The organism is Neomicrococcus aestuarii (assembly GCF_014201135.1).
GTDB lineage: Bacteria > Actinomycetota > Actinomycetes > Actinomycetales > Micrococcaceae > Neomicrococcus > Neomicrococcus aestuarii.
The window spans coordinates 1,317,591-1,332,244 of record NZ_JACHDR010000001.1; the positions used below are offsets into that span (position 1 = coordinate 1,317,591).

Annotated in this window: 11 protein-coding genes; 6 read left to right on the forward strand and 5 right to left on the reverse strand. The window is 59.7% G+C overall.

Features of this window, described 5'->3' with window-relative positions:
- Positions 1-5: 5 nt before the first annotated feature.
- Both HD598_RS05795 and HD598_RS05800 read right to left on the reverse strand, forming a co-directional pair.
- On the reverse strand, positions 6-926 hold the full coding sequence (locus tag HD598_RS05795) for a nucleotidyl transferase AbiEii/AbiGii toxin family protein (RefSeq protein ID WP_183664451.1): 921 nt from the start codon (positions 924-926) through the stop codon (positions 6-8).
- A gap of 11 nt (positions 927-937) precedes the next feature.
- Positions 938-1,795, reverse strand: a complete 858-nt coding sequence (locus HD598_RS05800) for a type IV toxin-antitoxin system AbiEi family antitoxin domain-containing protein (protein WP_183664453.1) — start codon at positions 1,793-1,795, stop codon at positions 938-940.
- A gap of 85 nt (positions 1,796-1,880) precedes the next feature.
- On the opposite strand from HD598_RS05800, the gene HD598_RS05805 reads away from it, so the two are divergent.
- Positions 1,881-3,065, forward strand: a complete 1,185-nt coding sequence (locus tag HD598_RS05805) for a glycoside hydrolase family 76 protein (protein WP_183664455.1) — start codon at positions 1,881-1,883, stop codon at positions 3,063-3,065.
- Here the strand turns inward: HD598_RS05805 and HD598_RS05810 are convergent.
- Both HD598_RS05810 and HD598_RS05815 read right to left on the reverse strand, forming a co-directional pair.
- Positions 3,060-3,656, reverse strand: a complete 597-nt coding sequence (locus HD598_RS05810; RefSeq protein WP_071894197.1) for a DUF4126 domain-containing protein — start codon at positions 3,654-3,656, stop codon at positions 3,060-3,062. The two genes, HD598_RS05805 and HD598_RS05810, sit on opposite strands and share 6 nt — an antisense overlap.
- Positions 3,657-3,694: 38 nt before the next feature.
- On the reverse strand, positions 3,695-4,438 hold the full coding sequence (locus HD598_RS05815; protein ID WP_183664459.1) for a queuosine precursor transporter: 744 nt from the start codon (positions 4,436-4,438) through the stop codon (positions 3,695-3,697).
- A gap of 161 nt (positions 4,439-4,599) precedes the next feature.
- Here HD598_RS05815 and thiD point away from each other — a divergent pair, with 161 nt between their 5' ends.
- The 5 genes from thiD to HD598_RS05840 all read left to right on the forward strand — a co-directional run bounded on the left by thiD (position 4,600) and on the right by HD598_RS05840 (position 11,974).
- On the forward strand, positions 4,600-5,451 hold the full coding sequence (gene thiD, locus HD598_RS05820) for a bifunctional hydroxymethylpyrimidine kinase/phosphomethylpyrimidine kinase (protein ID WP_183664462.1): 852 nt from the start codon (positions 4,600-4,602) through the stop codon (positions 5,449-5,451).
- 96 nt (positions 5,452-5,547) lie between these two features.
- A complete protein-coding gene (locus HD598_RS05825; protein ID WP_311538970.1) occupies positions 5,548-6,804 on the forward strand; it encodes an MFS transporter in 1,257 nt (418 codons plus the stop codon).
- Positions 6,805-6,913: 109 nt separating this feature from the next.
- The gene (locus tag HD598_RS05830) at positions 6,914-8,827 is read left to right on the forward strand and encodes a metallophosphoesterase family protein (protein WP_183664464.1); all 1,914 of its coding nucleotides are present in this window, start codon (positions 6,914-6,916) and stop codon (positions 8,825-8,827) included.
- A 169-nt stretch (positions 8,828-8,996) separates the two neighbouring features.
- Positions 8,997-10,517, forward strand: a complete 1,521-nt coding sequence (locus HD598_RS05835; RefSeq protein WP_084637134.1) for a biotin carboxylase — start codon at positions 8,997-8,999, stop codon at positions 10,515-10,517.
- Complete coding sequence (locus HD598_RS05840; RefSeq protein WP_071894201.1) at positions 10,514-11,974, forward strand: serine hydrolase domain-containing protein; 1,461 nt, start codon at positions 10,514-10,516, stop codon at positions 11,972-11,974. The genes HD598_RS05835 and HD598_RS05840 overlap by 4 nt, the downstream gene beginning before the upstream one ends.
- 475 nt (positions 11,975-12,449) lie before the next feature.
- Here HD598_RS05840 and HD598_RS05845 read toward each other — a convergent pair whose 3' ends face one another.
- Positions 12,450-14,525, reverse strand: a complete 2,076-nt coding sequence (locus HD598_RS05845) for a hypothetical protein (protein WP_183664466.1) — start codon at positions 14,523-14,525, stop codon at positions 12,450-12,452.
- Positions 14,526-14,654 lie beyond the last annotated feature (129 nt).

Sequence of the window (14,654 nt, forward strand, 5' to 3'; positions counted from 1 at the left end):
ACGGTCTAAGAGGGATTTTCCGGGACCCAGCGAAGGGAATTTGGTTGCCAAACGCTGCCGTTGGCGATTCCTTGTAGCGCAGGGTCGATCAACCGAGATACCAGGTCAACGGCTCGTTCAAAGCTTTCGTAAGCGTGCAATTGCCTCACTGACTTAGTGAATTTTGCATAACCAGCTCCCCAGTCCGAAGGAACCACGAACTCCTCGAATGAGTCCATTCGCCGACGTCTTCGCTCTGAATCAATCGCCTCACTCAGCGAGGTACCGTCGATGCGTTGCGTAGTTGCAAAAACTACAAGGTCTACTAAGTCCTTCACACGGCTTGAATTGCGGCCGTTATACACGGTCATAGTGGCGCAGATTTTGTCTGCCATTTGATCCACCACAGGGTGGATGCGGTATGGACTGCTGTTCAGCCGAGGAAGCAACAGTGCGCCTTGAGGTTCGATCACCGTGGCTTCTTCGGTCATGCCCGATCCTGTCACCAGGTCCACCTGAAGCTTTCCTTTTGGTGCTACGCCGAGATAGATATTGAAGGTCACGCGACAGCCATCTACGTAGGGCTGTGCATCCGTGGCGAGGGACGAATCATGTTTGACATATTCAAATCTGAAGTGATCATCGAGGTCCACAGACGAAAGTACTCTCAGTTCCTTAAGCGCTTCGTCGAGGCTAAAACCCTCCCGGTATAGGTCAATGTCCATGGTGGAGCGAGTGGAAGGGACTCGTGCGAGTATTCCGGTTCCGCCTTTCAGTACCCATTCGGAACTTTCACCGTCAGAGAAGATACGGCTGAGAAACCGGTTGAAATACTCGCGCAGAATGAGCTGATCTTTGTTTGGCGCGCCATCCACTTTCGAAGCCAGCGATGCCGCATCGCGAATCGCAGACTCCACGGCAGCCGCTGAGGCGTACTGTTCAGGCATGATTTCGACGGCTAACTAGTCCGAGTGCCAGTGCTAACAGGGGTCAGATAGTTGTAGATTCCCCACGAGTGTGCTGAAGGCGACCACGCCTGACTGAAATCGATAATGGGAACCGAACCAGATTGCTCCCTCCCGGAGGATGACTTCATTGCCTGATAATGCTGGACGACCTTTTCAGTCAGCGCTATGTCTTGGGAAATCCTCATCGCTTTCGAATCAACATCGAGCCCTGCGATTTCCAGAAGTCTTCCCAGCAGAGATTTGCCGTCATGTCGGCGAAAACCGTTTCGTTCAGCAAGCGGTTCAAGGAGCGCGGTCATTCTTGCAACATCTAGCTGCTGAACCTTGACGGCATCCCTCAGAGCATCTGCAACAAGACTCAGCTCGCGCGTTTCTTCCAAAAGGTCCGCCAGCGTTCTTTCAATTCTCATGACCGGGATTCCTTCAACGAGAGTGACATCCTGATCTTCAAGGAGACGTCGACGATACCGAATTTCGGTCCTTTGGGATTGCTTTCGATCTCGAGCAACGAATTCATGACGCTCGGCCCACAGATCACCAATTCCGTGCAGTTGCGCGGCAGATGTACCCCCAACTACAACTCCATGTGCAAGATTCTTCATTCGATCTTCAGCGAGCTTCTTTGGTTCCGTACTTAGCCACGCAGCTCGAAGATCTTCAAAGCGATCAATGGGGACGCCCGCGTCTCGATACACCCCATGAGATAGACGCACGAGATGACCCGCCTTTGCCAGTCGGGACAGGAGGACGCGAGAAATCCCACGCGCGTTAGCTTGGGCCGTTGTCAGCATCCCCCACTGGGACACTGTAACTTCGGCCAGCACTCGAAGAGCCTCGTTCGTGTTCATACTTGAATTGTATCTCTCAAGGTGAAACAATCCAAGTACAAATCTGGATACTCTTGCAGAGACGCACCACTTCTAGAGGACGGTAATGCCACTTTTCCAGTACGACGACGCAGCTCGGCAAACGCTGTCCGCTTCCGCTAGTTGGCGCGCGGCTTCCGCTCGTGCCACGCTTGCGGCCCGCAGCGTCACGACGGTGTTTGGCCACCGGCTCTTTGGCGTGGTTCCGGAAACGCATTTGGGGCGGACCTACGTGCCGGAAGCACCGGAGGGCCAAAAAGGACTGTGGCATTACTGGTGGCAAGCGCATTATGTGGACTGCCTCGTGGACGCGGGCTGGCGTGAGTACATCACTGGACAGCGCAGCACCCGTAGCGGATGGCCGAGCGCCGGAAAACTCGCCGCCCGCACCATCTTCACGATGGGCCTTCGCAACGGCCTAAAGTTCACCAACAAGTACTTCGATGACATGGCGTGGCTCGCGCTCGCCGCGCAACGCTCGGCTCAGCTGGCTCAGCAGGCCAACAAGAAGGAGCGCCGCGAACGCCGAGTGGCCGCGTACCTAACGCCCGTGTTGCAGTCGGCGCAAACGGACGATCTTGGCGGCGGCCTGTACTGGCATTACCTCCGCGATTTCAAGAACACCGCCGCGACCGGACCGGCCGCCGTGTATTTCGCTCGGTCGGGAGAAACGCAACGAGCCGCGGCGCTCGTGGACTGGCTGTGGAACAATCTCCGCAATCCGGAAACCGGTCTGCTCATGGATGGTTTGAAGATGGTGAACGGTTCCGTCGAGCTCGTTCCCCACGTTTTCACTTACAACCAAGGTCCCATTCTGGGTGCCATGCTGGAGCTTGGACGCCCCCAAGATCTGGAAAACATCAGCGCCCTGGTGCGCAGTATCGCGGAGCATTTCACGCTCTCCGACGGCGCCACTCTTCAGGCCGAAGGGGACGGCGACGGAGGTCTTTTCACCGGCATCCTGTGCAGATATTTAGGCCTCGTGGCGCACGATGACCGCGTGCCGGAAGAAACCCGCGTGACGGCCGAAGCGCTGATTCGCGCTACCGCCCGGAACCTCTGGGACCGTCGCGTCGAGACCACGTGGAACGGTCAAGACATCATCATCTTCCCGGGCACCACGCACCTTGCGGAAAACAAAGAAGCCACGGCCGCTAGCTCCACGAACACCGTGGGCCAACAACCGTGGCAACTCTCGCAACAAGTTCAGGCGTGGATGGTCTTTGAAACCGTCGCCCGGCTGGAACTATAGGATCCCAGTCTCGGGTGTGCTGCGTCGTCGTACTTTGAGAAACAGCCAAACGAAAGCGCCGATCAGAGCCGCGATCAGCACAATCACGAGGACTGGAACAAAAATTGCGGCAGCGGCAAGGCCTACCGCGGCGCCGTCCTCAGCCGCACTCACCACGGGAGCCGCAGTGCCCACGGTAGCGGCGTTCAGCACCGGCCGGGAGCCCATCTTGAACAGGTGGACGGCCAGCGCAATGCCCACGCCGATCACCACAGGGACCCATTGATCGCTCGCGAAGAAGGAACCCGGGTCAGAGACGGTAACGGTCTCCGCCCCCATGCCAGAAGCGAACACAATGCCACCCGAAGCCGGGCGCACCACGGTCTGCAGGACATCGTTGATGGAGTCCACCACGGGCACCTTGTCCGCAATGACTTCCACCACCAGAAGCACGCCGAGGATCCACAGCATCCAGTCATTGGAGAGCCATGACCACGCCGGAGGCAGGTTCACGAAAGTAGTAAATCGGTCCAGCAGGCCCAACGCGAGCATAGGAATGTACGCGTTGAGGCCTGCTGCCGAACTCAGGCCAGTAGCGGTCAGAAATTCCATCACGCCACCATCATGACATCATTTGTCCGTTCGCGGACTTAACGGGCTACGGAAGCTTCCGGAAGAGCCGCCTGGTAGCTCGGCTCGCGGCGCTTGAACCAGCCGATCACCAAGGACGTGACAGGAACAAAGATGAACTCCACGGCGGTCTTGTAGATGAAGCCCACCACCACGTAGTTGATGAACGTGCCGAAGTCAGCGATGCCCAGCACTGGTGCCGCGATGCTGCAGAAGATGAGAGTGTCAGCGAATTCGCCCACACCGGTGGAACTCATGAGACGGGCAACGAGGCCCTTTTCGCCGAAGCGTTCCTTCATGCGCACCAACACCAAGGAGTTCAGGGTTTGACCCACAATGAAGCCGGCAAGGGAAGCCACCACAATCTGCCAGACCGGGCCGAGGGTCCGCTCGAGGGCAGCCTGACCGTCGTACCATTCGGCGGCCGGCAGGATGATCATAATGAAGAAGCACAGCGTGGAGAACGCTGCGAGCGCGAACGTGGTGATGATCGCGCGGCGGGCTACCTTGAAGCCGTAGACCTCAGAGATCACGTCTCCCAGGATGTAGGCGAGCGGGAAGAGGAAGAAGCCGCCGTCGGTAACGATCGGGCCGAAGGTCACGCCCTTAGAGGCGCCAATGTTGGAGAGGATGACCACCACGGCCATAATGGCCAAGACGGTGGAGAAGTAGGGGCTACCAGCTGCGGCGAAGGCTGCGCGGCGGATGGTCTGGGCGGAGTTCGCGCTAGGCGCGGAAGGCACGGATGATGAGCCGGTGTTCATGATTTTCCTTATCGAAAGTGGTTCGCCAGACAGTTCTTCTTGTCCCCGCATGACCAGATGCGCGGAGCACAAGAGCGTCAATAACTGCCCGCTGTATTAGCACTTGACCGTCAATTTTCTCACGACGTCGCCTCCCAAGCGAACGGCATAGAATATAGGGCATGACTTCACCTGCTTCTGTTGACACTTCCGCGCCCCAAAACACCGCCGTTCCAGCCCTCACGCTGACCATTGCTGGTTCTGAAGCGACCGGCGGAGCTGGCGCGCAAGCTGATTTGAAGACGTTCCAGGAGCTGGGCACCTACGGCATTGTGGCGCTCACGTGCATTGTCTCCTTCAACCCGAAGGACCAGTGGAATCACCGCTTTGTGCCGGTAGAGGCTCAAGTGATTGCGGATCAGCTCGAGGCGATCCAAGCCTGCTACGCGGGCGAGCTGAAGACGGTCAAGCTCGGCATGATGGGCTCCCCCGTCACGATCGACACCGTGGCCACCGCGCTGGATGCCCAAGAGTGGGACAACGTGGTGTTGGATCCTGTGTTGATCTGCAAGGGTCAGGAACCCGGCCACGCCCTGGATACGGATCAGGCCCTCAGGGCACAGTTGCTACCCAAGGCCACCTTCGTCACCCCGAACCACTTCGAGGCCGAGCAGCTTTCTGGCCTCACCATCAACAACGTTGAAGACCTCAAGGCCGCCGCGAAGGCTATCCACGAGATCAGCGGCGCGGCCGTGCTCGCAAAGGGCGGCGTGCGCTTGTCCGGCGACGAGGCGATTGACGTTTTCTACGACGGCGAAACCCTCGAGGTCTTGAGCGCCCCGAAGATCGGCGAGCACGCGGTTTCCGGCGCCGGTTGCACCTTGGCTGCTGCCGTGACGGCCGAACTCGCGAAGGGCGCCACTCCGCTTGAAGCCGCCCGCACCGCGAAGCGCATGGTCACCGAGGGCATCAAGAACCGCAAGGAATCCCACGCCCCATTCGACGCCCTCTGGCAGGGCGGCGCGCTCAGCTAGCAGCGCGCGTCACACTTCTACTTTGGCTACGTCCATAGTTAGTCTTCAAGGACTTCCTAGATTTTTTAGTACGACGACGTAGCTTAAGTAGGATTTGTGGCCCCCGTTTCGATGTCCCCCACTCCGGTTCCCTCCGGCTCGCCTGAGCGTTCGCGAGCGGCGTGGGTGGTGGTGGTTTTCACTGGCGTGGTGGCGGCCATGCACATCTGGAAGCTGCCCGCCGCGCTCCCCATCATTCAAGAGCAACTTGGCATCTCGCTGGTGGATGCCGGGCTGCTTCTGGGTACGGTGCAGATTTCCGGCATGCTGGGCGGGGTCTTGGTGTCCTTGTTCGCCGAAATCAATGGGCTTCGGCGCAGCGTTCTCATTGGGCTTGCACTCATTGTGGTGGGCACCATCATGAGTATGTTGTCCTCCACTTTCCTCTGGCTTCTAGCGGCCAGGTTCGTGGAAGGTTGCGGTTTTTTGGCCGCATCAATCGTGGCACCCGCACTCATTCGACGGGTCTCGCCGCTGAGTTCCATGAACACGGCCATTGGGTTCTGGGCGAGTTTTCAGGGCCAGGCCACGTTCGCGGGAATCATCGGCAGTACCATCGCTTTGCACTTCATGAGCTGGCAAGGCTGGTACGGCATCATGCTCGCTGTGACACTCCTGCCCGTTGGCCTCGTCCTGAAATTTATCCCTGCAGATCCACCCCGCGAGGCACACGACTCAAGCGGCGTCGTCGTACCGGCTCTTGCAAGAATCCGCGTCACCGCCTCCTCCTGGAAGCCGTGGGTCGCAGGCCTCGTGTTCCTTTGCTACACGGTGCAGTGGATTTCCATCATTGGATTCTTGCCCACTATCTACCTTGAAGCAGGCATCACCGGGTGGCTCTCCGGGGTCCTGACCGCAGTCGCTGGCGGCGCAAATGCCGTGGGCGCGGTGGTCGCCGGAAGCCTGATCAAGCGCGGATTCTCCGTGATTCAACTAGTGATCCCCACGTTTATCGTCATGGCCGCGATGTCCGTCCTGACCTTTGCCGTGGACTGGAGTGGGATCCCGGGTGGCTTCGTGATCCAGTTCTGCGCTGTCGTGACGTTTTCACTCGTGGGCGCCCTCATCCCGTCCTCCTTAACGCGCTTGTCCGTGGAACTGACCCCACCAGGAGGCTCGCCGCCTGCGGTCATGGGACTCATGCAGCAGATCTACATGATGGGCTCCGTCTTTGGGCCCGCCATCATGGCGTGGTTGGCCACCAGCACGGGGCACTGGGACTCCACGTGGTGGATGAGCGCCTTCTTCAGCTGCGTGGGAATAAGCCTCGCTTTGCTCCTGACACCGCGGCGACTGCAGCTAGACCTACGCTGAAAATTCACGCTCACGTCACCGGGCATTCACTTTTCTTCGCGTCACATGTTGCTTCACTTGCCAAGAATGATGGGTGTTCACTTTGGCATCGCAATCGAAAGATTTTCTCGTGAAGCGCACTCTCTCCACTGTTCTTGCCGCGGCTGTTCTGATCACGCCGCTGTCATTCGTTACGGCACCGGCCGCGCTGGCTGCTCCGGCAGCGGTGAAGACTGCCACGGAATTGCCAGCACCGAAGCCGGGCTTCCGCGTGTACCCGTACCTGACGAATTCCGCACAGAACACCATGGATCTCACGTGGATTTCCGAACTCAACACCGCTGGCACCGTGACGGTCACCGGCCCAGGCATTGGCGGCGGCAAGGGAAAGTCCGCGTCCAACAAAGTGGTACTGACCTCCTCGCCGGTGTACCTGGAGCGCTCCGAGTACACGGAGAAGGAACTCAACCAGAGCATCTCCGGCTTGGAGAAAGGCTCATGGCTCAAGTCCAATTCCAACTACCGCCACAAGGTCACCGTTGATGGCCTGAAAGCTGGCAAGGAATACCAGTACACGGTGGTGCAGGACGGAGTGGAGTTCAAGGGCTCCTTCAAGACCGCCCCAAGCGCCACTGCGTGGGAGAATTTCCGTGTCATTGCCGTCTCCGACTCTGAGACCGAGCCCTACGGCCGCACCGAACACCGCGAATGGGAACTGAACCCGTCCAACTCCTACACTCCCGGATCTCTAGAGCGTCCGGGCGCAGGTTCCGACTGGGCCAACAAGTTCGGCAACACCACTCGCTACGGCGAATTCACGTTGAAGTACCCGCTGAATCAGGACACGGCGATGCAGGAAAACATGAAGCATGTTGCCGCTGCCGACCCAGATTTGATGATGATCACGGGCGACCTGACGCAAGGTTCCGGTTACCAGCCGGCGTGGGATGAGTTCTTCGGTTACGTTGCCGGCCTCCACGGAACGTTGGCTTCCAGCACTCCGCTCATCACCGCTCTCGGCAACTGGGAGACCTACGCTGCCCTCAACGGCGGGTACGGATCGGCCACCGATAAGTCCCCGGCCGTCATCTCTCGCGCCAAGTTCCATGACTACTTTGACCGAGTGGGCGACCCCGAGAACCCCCAGTACAAGGGTTCTTACTACCGCACCGACCACGGCCCTCTGACCATCCTCACGTTGGATTCCACCAATGGCCGTCCCGATGAGAACGTTGGTAAGTTCACCACGTACCCGGTCTTCTCCGGCAATGACACCAACCTGACCTCCGCGAACCTCTCGACGGACACCCAGGGCGAGTTCACGTTTGATCAGTACGTCGCCTCCTACTTGAAGATCTTCCCGGGCAGCACGGCCGCAGAGGTGGATCAGCCGAACATGGACAAGGATTCGGAGCAATGGGCTTGGGCTGAGGAGCAGCTAGCCGACGCCCGTGCTAAGGATCAGATTGTGATGGTGCAGTTCCACCACGCCGCCTACTCCAACGGCGTTCACGGTACGCCGCCAAACCATGCCTACCCAGACAACCAGTCCGGCACGGCAATGCGCGCTTACACCCCCATGTTTGAAAAGTACGGCGTCTCCACGGTGATCTCCGGTCACGACGAAATGTTTGAGCGTTCGTGGGTTGACGAAGACGGCGACGGCAAGGGCTTCCACTCCTACGACGTGGGCGTGGCAGCAGATGGACTCCGCGGCGAACAGCTCATCAAGAACGATGAAGGCGAATACGTGCCCCACCGCTTCAACACGCATTCCGAGTGGAGCGCGTCTGCAGATGAGCCTGAAACGTGGGCTACGGATTCCAACGGTGTAGTGCAGCTGCAGGATGGCGGCTTGCACTACGGTCACTTGCAGATCGATGTGAAGCGCACGGGCCAGACTGCCGAATTGGTCATGACGCCGGTCTATTTGTTCCCCGTCTTGGACAAGGATTACAACCTGATGGAGACCGAGCGCCGGGTCTACAACGATGTGGTGACCGTCAAGATTGACCAGAACGGCGAGCCGCTAGCTCGAGGCTAGAACCTCACCTTCACCCCTCGTATGGGCATTTGTGTCACATAGCCCAATAACCGGCTACTTTTCGCGCAAACTCTTAACTCTTTGCGCCCTAAACAAATAGTCTCTACGAATGAACGATTTATTCGTCACCGCCCGGCGGATATAGTCCTACAACCGAAGGAACACTCAGATGGAACCGAGCCTGGGTACCGACGCCGCATATTCCACCGCCGCACCAGAGTTTGACGAGCGGCCGCTGCGGAACATGTCAGAAGTGCGTCACTTCTTCCGCACCAACTCCACGCCGATCTTCTTCGTGGGAGCCACACCGTTCAACCTTTTGGGCCTTGACCGTTGGGTACGCAACTTCTCCTACATTTGCTACTACGACGCCTGGGACGGCGCGCACCCGCGCATGTTCACACCGAAGCGCAAGCCTTTCGAGGAGTTCGAGTCCGGCGAGGCCATCAACAACTGGCTCCTGAAGTCCCCTGAGACTCGCCAGTACATCCGCCGCCACACCCCACGCGGTGCGCGCCCGAAGATCGCTTTGGTGTTCTTCAACGAACAGACCGAACAGATCTGCCGCGACCTCGGCTATGACCTCATCCTTCCGCCAGCTGCGTTGCGCGAACACTTGGATTCCAAGATCGTCACCACCAAGCTCGGCAATCAGGCTGGCGCTCCTTCGGTGCCGAACATCCTGACAAAGCTTGCAAGCTACAAGACGCTGATGAACCGTGCCGAAAAGGCTGGTCTGGGCAAGGAACTGGTTGTTCAGACTCCTTACGGCGACTCCGGAAAGACCACCTTCTTTATCTCGTCCGAAGAGGACTGGAAGAAGCATGAGAAGGAAATCGTCGGCCAGGACATCAAGGTCATGAAGCGCATCAACAACCGCCCCGTAGCGGTTGAGGCTGTGCTGACTTCTTCAGGCACTGTGGTGGGTCCGTTCATGACCGAACTTGCCGGCTACGCCGAGCTCACGCCATACCGTGGCGGTTGGTGTGGCAACGAGATGTTCCCCACGGTGCTTGAGGGCGAACAGCGCCGCAAGGCATCCGAGCTGGTACGCCGCTTGGGCGACCGACTGGGCAAGGAAGGCTACCGCGGCTTCTTCGAGGTGGACTTGCTCATTGATACGGACTCCGAAGAGGTCTACCTAGGCGAGCTAAACCCGCGTATTTCCGGGGCTTCAGCCATCACCAACGTGACCGCTGGCGCCTACGCCGACGTGCCGTTGTTCCTGTTTCACTTGCTGGAATTCTTGGATGTTGAGATCGATCTTGACGTTGATGAGATCAACGAACGGTGGGAACGTTTGGCCTCCGCAGACCTGTGGAGCCAGATGATCATCAAGGAAACCAGCCCGATTGTTGAACAGCTTCTCGCCGCGCCTCGTACTGGCCAGTACTATTTCGACGATAATGGAGTCCTGGTGTTCCGGCGTGCAGCGCTGGACTGGCACCAACTGCAAAACGAAAATGAGGCATTCTTCCTTCGCGTCTACGGACCCGGTGACTACCGCTGGAAGGGTGCCGATCTGGGAATCCTTGTCACCAAGGGCCGACTCCAAGTGGCCAGCAAGGATAACAAGACGGCGTTGACTATCCGCGCTCAGGACTTCATCAACGCGATGCGGGCTGAGTTTGCGGGCGTGCCGTTGGGACTCCCAGAGAACCCAAAAGAAGTGACCTCGGAGATAGTGTGAATCAGCTGCCAGTACTGCCAAGTGCGTCGTCGTCAAAGTTCGGGATGGTCCCCAACTTGCAGCACAACGGCATTCCTCAAGGTATGGACCTTGAGAACTGGCAGCAGGATCCCTACCTGCATTGGACGTTCAGCCACGTCGCTGATTTCTTGCCTACGGCCAAGATTTCGCGCGGCGATGGCCCCGTCGCCGAGGTCCCCGAGAATCTCACCGATTTCACCGAGCTAGCCTTCGACTCCCCGGAGTACGGCGGTCCCACCACCGTGCGTCAGGTCATGGATGATTCCTACACCGACGGCTGGGCAGTCATGGTGGACGGCGAATTGCGCACCGAGCAGTACTTTGGTTCCGCAAACCCCGAGACCTCGCACATCTTGATGTCCGTTTCCAAGTCCCTCGTGGGCATGGTGGTGGGCGCGCTGGTCACGCAGGGCAAGCTCGACCTGTCCAAAACCATTGAGTCCTACATCCCAGAACTCGAAGGTTGCGGCTACGAAGGTGCCACCGTGCGCCACATCCTGGACATGCGATCGGGAATCAAGTTCTCCGAGGAGTACTTGGATCCGCAGGCAGAAGTGCGGCTCTTGGAGCAGGTCATAGGTTGGGCTCCGCGCCGCGATCACTCGTTGCCGAAGACCATGTACGGGTTCTTGGCGAGCCTGAAGAAGGACGGCGAGCACGGCGGACCGTTCCGCTACCGCTCAATTGAGACGGACGCCCTGGGCTGGTTGTGCGAGACCGTGTCCGGTAAGAAGATGCCAGAACTCATGTCGGAATTGTTGTGGAGCCGTATTGGCGCCGAGCATGACGCCACGATTGGCATCGACAAAGAAGGCACCGGCATGTTTGATGGCGGCGTCAACGCATCCTTGCTAGACATGGTGCGCTTTGGCTCGCTCTTCTTGGAGCACGGCAAATCCCTCACGGGTGAGCAAGTGGTTTCCGCTGGCTGGATCGCCGACACGTTTGCGGGCGGTTCCACGTCCCGCAAGGCATTCAAGCAGAGCCCGGATGACAACCGCATGCCGGGTGGCATGTACCGCAATCAGTGCTGGTTCCCTTACGAGGGCAACGAAGTCATGCTGTGCTTGGGCATTCACGGTCAGATGATCTACATCAACCGCCGCGCCAACATGGTGGCAGCAAAGCTTTCCAGCTGGCCGCTTCCACAGAACGCGCGCATGCTCTTCCCCACCATTCAGGCCTTCGACGCTATTGCCGAAGCCGTAGGCGATTCCGATTCCATTCCGGAACTGCCTTTGGACTTCGCTCCGCTGGATCAGTACACCACCAGCATGCCAGTGGTTCCAGTAGCCCCAGCGGCTGCTCCGGTACCTCAGGTTCCTGTCACCGCAGTCACCAATCAGGGAACCGTCGTGGGCGTAGATCCCACGTCAGGTGCCACCACGGTTGACTGGGGTCAGGGTCCCACCACCTATGGCGGCGTCAGCCAGTAACAAGTTTTCCCGTAAAAGCCCGCGCATTGGTGATTTCCACCAGTGCGCGGGGTCTTTCTTAACACTTGTGTTTTGAAGCCCGCACTCTGACACGTGGGTTTTTGGCACCGGCGCGTTTGGTACCCAAGTCCCGCGCAACTATGGCTACGTTCGGGCCGGGCCCAGCGTCGTCGGACTGGCCACATGTAGCTGGTGTTGCGGACTCGTGCCGAAAATCGCGCTACTTTTGCAACAATCGCTACGCGCCACGCTCGCCAACCCCCATGTGAGGCCACTTCACGACAACCCGCCCCATGTGAGAACCCTTTGCGACAAGGAAACTCAAAAAAGTTGTAGCGAACTGGCCGCGCACGGGGTGGTGTGGGCCAGAGAGTTGTAGCAATTTGGCCGCACATAGAGGGTGGATGGGGACGCGCTTGAGCTGAATCGACCACGCATAGAAGGGTGAGGGCCGGGACCTACCGGCCGCGGGGTTTTACCAGCGCTGCGGACGAGGCAACACGGAGCGGCTCACGGTCTGAGCAGCTTCGCGTAGCACGCTGATAGCCGAAGCCACCTGATCATCGTTGACGGTAGCGCCGAAGTCTGAGGCCACGCGCTTCAAATGCGGCGTCAACACGTCCACTGGAGCGTCGGCTTTGAGGCCAGACAGCGGACCCATGGCTTGACGGCACAAGCGCTCCACTTCCGTCTTCCGCAACGTGGACACCAGACCCAGCTCTTGAGCACGCTCGGCCAAACGGGCTTCAACGTCCCACGCGGAATCCGGAATATCCGCAACAGCGGTCTCGGAGAGAGCGCCGGCGACGAGATCGTCGGCGGACGTCTGTCCATCCACGGAAGCGTCGTCTGAGATCAAGTCTTCGGTGGGATCCACGAACGCTGGCTGGAAGCGTGGTTCTTCGGACCCGCTCAAGACGCGATCCACGGCCGCCAATGCGGCGGCGCTCTGAACGCGCTGACGGAGCAACGAAGACACACGGGCGCGAGCTTCACCGCGGACGCGGGTCGCGTCGTCGTTCAGCGAAGGGTACGCGTGATAGCCCACGGAGAGCACCGAATCTCCGGCCAGGTACGCGGCGAGGGTTTCCTTCATGGCACGCACTTCATCCGAGTCACCGGAGGTCAGAGCCGGCGCCTCTTGCTGTCCAACGCGCAAGGACAACAGCGCGGGAGCCACGTGAGAAAGATTGAAGCCTCCCGGACCAGCAGCGCCGAACGGGCGAATAGCGGCCTCGACCTGTGGGATGGCGGAGGACCACTGACCGCGGTCAAACCACTGCAGCTGGGCGGCGCGGCGTTCGGTCAGCCACTCGAGGAAGCCCAGCGGCACCCACTTGGGGGCGCGCGTGGTGCTGTTGTTCAAGCCGAAGAAGCGCTGGAAATCGGCGGATTCCACGCCGGAAGGCGTGCCCGAGTGCCAGCCGAAAACCACCACGCGGGACGGTGCCAGTGCAATGAGCCCGGCCGTTCCAAAACCGTCCGGCGTGCGCGCCGTCAGACCAAACCGTGTGAACGTGAAGCGACGTTCGTCGAAGTCCACGCCGCGCTCGGCTTCATCAATGGCGGCTTGCGCCCACGCGATGATGACGCGGCGAACCATGTCCAACGTCTCGGCGTCTTGGGGGCTGACGTACGGCTGCAAACGCGGCGCGTCCCAGACCCGCACTAAAGCGGGAGCTTCCGCTGGTTGCAGGAGCCGAGCTGCGGCGTCGTACTCAAAAGGAACCGTGCCACCCTGGGTACCCAAGGGGACGCCGCTCGTGAGGTGCGCGTAGACGCGGCGAATGTTGGCGATGCCCTGCTGCACGGCTGCTTCGGAGGCGTCCTTGGCCGTGACATACGTGGCGACCGTCCGGAAGTGGGCGGCGAGGAGCTGATCGTTTGCCAGCGCGTCGGGAGCGATCAACGCGTTCACACAAGAGCGCGCAACCGTGGTCGGCTCCCCCACCGGCTCCTCGCCGGGGTGCGCCTGGTCAATCAAGGACTGGATGAAGGCGACGGTGTGCTCGTCGCTCGCGAAGGCAGCGGCGGCGGACAAGAACTTGTCGCGCCAAGGCTCGTGCGTATCCACTGGGCTCAACGCCACGCCCGTGCGGGACTGGGCCAGCGGTGCGCGCTCGGCGTCCATGCGGCGGCCCGAGGTCTGCCACGTGGCGCCGTTGTACCAAGTGACGGTGCTGGGATCGGCGACGCGGTTATCGGCGGCGTCGCGGTTGACTCGCACCCACTCTGGTGCTTCGGAGCCGGCCGAGCCGCTTTGCACGTGCCAGTCAAGGTTGTAGGCGGTGTCGGCGCGCTCGTCCCAGTGAGCGCCGGACAGGATGTAGCGTGGCTGTCCCTTGGGGCTAGCGCCGAGGTCATCAAGGTTCGCGTCTCCGGGTTCGCCGGTGCGCGCTTGGGCGTACAGGCCCGTGGCCGTGAAGTCCGCTGCGGGTGGCTGGAAGCTTTCTCCCGCCACATCTGCGAAGAATCGTGCGTACGTTGCAGCAATTCCCCAGCGCAGAACAAAGGCGCTGAGCGCGTGGTCGAGTGAATGAGCTGTCTTCAACGAGAACCTCCGAGATACCAATTCTTACCCCTTCGACAGTATCCGTTGTGCCCTGCAGTTCCGGGCATTAGAGGCGAGCTGTGTCTTTCACTCGATCTCTTCCATCCGAGGACAGTGTAGGCGGCGAAA